The sequence below is a fragment of the Lichenihabitans sp. Uapishka_5 genome, assembly GCF_033947565.1.
Lineage (GTDB): Bacteria > Pseudomonadota > Alphaproteobacteria > Rhizobiales > Beijerinckiaceae > Lichenihabitans.
This window is the reverse complement of sequence record NZ_JARPVX010000200.1, coordinates 1-1,260: the sequence shown is the minus strand read 5'-3', so window position 1 is coordinate 1,260 and position 1,260 is coordinate 1. Positions and strand designations below refer to the sequence as shown.

2 protein-coding genes are annotated in these 1,260 nt (G+C 58.4%); both read right to left on the bottom strand.

Translation table 11 applies throughout. The features are described from left to right. Positions 1 to 65: 65 nt before the first annotated feature. On the bottom strand, positions 66 to 713 hold the full coding sequence (locus tag P7D22_RS23150; protein WP_319936593.1) for a VPLPA-CTERM sorting domain-containing protein: 648 nt from the start codon (positions 711 to 713) through the stop codon (positions 66 to 68). Between the two features lie 195 nt (positions 714 to 908). Beyond that, a partial coding sequence (locus P7D22_RS23145) for a hypothetical protein (protein WP_319936592.1) occupies positions 909 to 1,260 on the bottom strand: 352 nt, incomplete at its 5' end.

Below are 1,260 nucleotides of genomic sequence, written 5' to 3'. Positions count from 1 at the left end.
AACCCTCCCTCGTCGAAACCCCTCAGTCTGTCTCATGAGCCCTGACGGCGGACAGCCAGAGAGGTTTAGGCCGCAGTAGCAGCCTTCTTCCGCCTCAAGCCATAGCCCACTGCGCCGAGGGCCAGGAGCGCCGCGCCGAACATCGGAGCAGCGGCCGGCAGCGGAACGCTCGAAACCGACAGGTTCGTGAAGGCGAACTGCTCGTCAGTGTAGTTGTAATCGACGTTGTAGCCCTGAGAAGGATACAACGAGCGCTTCGAAGACAGATCCTCAAAACCAACGTACGTGCCAGCAGGCGTCGTGCCTGAACCGGCATAGGCGCTCGAATAGATATGCTGCGACCCGTCGAGGTTGAGCGACTTGTCCGAGTAGAACGTGGCGCCTGTGGTCGCGACGTCGATGAAGAAGGTCAAAATGGACCCCTTCGCAAACGACCCGAAATTGTAGGACGAACCAACATCGGTGGTGTGGTTTTGGAACACGTCAGAAGCGACTGCAAGACCATTTACGAGAAGGCCAAGCGTCTCGTTATAAGCGGCTCCGGTTCCGAGATAGTACCCCGTGATGTCGCCGCCGTTGGCAACAAAGGAGTACTTTGCGGGGTTTTGCGTGCCGGCGTTGGGATAGGCGATAGATGCCGCAGACGCTGGGGCGACCGAAGCGGCGCACAGGCCGATGAAGCCAAGAGCTGTTGTGCGAAGAACCGAATGCATGAAACCTCCTGAAGAAAGCGCCTTGCGACACTTCGTTACAGAATGTTCATCCTGACGCAATGTTCATTGCGGCATGTCTGAAAACGTCGTTTCAGGGGACCTGTCAAATGGTGGCCGACTCGATTGCGGGAAGGCCTTCTCGGGCTATGCCAAAAGCCACCTACGCCGCAGCCGGCCTGTTCGTATCTGGCCGGCTCACAGCCCCAGGGCGGTGAGGTTCGGCACGATGCCTTTCGGCTCAAAGCCGGAGTCTATGGCTTCATTCATGGTCCGGAAGAAATGAATGCCGCTAGTGTTCAACGGGTCGGCGAAGGCACCGGAGCTTTTGTCGAATGCGTCATCCGTGGTCATGACGGAGCCCACCTTGTAGGTGGCGACCGCCGTCTTGCTGTCAGGGCCAAGAACGCCGCTGTACGCGACTGAAACAGGATTGCCATTTCCATCAACGATCGAAGCGACCGTAGCGGACTGAGCGTGGATCAGCCGCCACTCACCTAGTGCACTGACGCGCACAGAGGATTCACAGGACGCTGGGCTCGTGCGAGTC